General features: G+C 33.3%; 1 tRNA gene. It reads left to right on the forward strand.

What is annotated here, in order from left to right:
* Positions 1–117 precede the first annotated feature (117 nt).
* Positions 118–190, forward strand: a tRNA-Ala gene (locus ON24_RS08850).
* The last annotated feature ends 206 nt before the right edge of the window (positions 191–396 follow it).

The following is a 396-nucleotide window of genomic DNA, read 5'->3' on the forward strand; positions in this document are numbered from 1 at the left end:
TATTAGTATATTGATTAACTAATTCTATGTGTGTTATAGACTTATACATGATTAGATTACTCTAATTCTTGATGTTCTATAATGATCAAACTTCTACTAAACTACTTACTCATAAATGGGCTCGTAGCTCAGTTGGGAGAGCGCTGCCCTTGCAAGGCAGAGGCCCCGGGTTCAAGTCCCGGTGAGTCCACTTTCATTAATATTCATATTTATTAATGTTATTATTTGTGCAGCACCTATAATGAGGATTATGTGGTGTGAAGGGATGATTATTTAATTGTTATTGTAATGATTTTATATGATTCTGTGCATTAGTAACCCTACTGGCATTAATTAACCAGAATGTATTGTTTGAAGGAAAAGATATGGAATGTGTTTTTTCTTTTAGATGCATGT

The sequence above is a fragment of the Methanobrevibacter boviskoreani JH1 genome, assembly GCF_000320505.1.
Lineage (GTDB): Archaea > Methanobacteriota > Methanobacteria > Methanobacteriales > Methanobacteriaceae > Methanarmilla > Methanarmilla boviskoreani.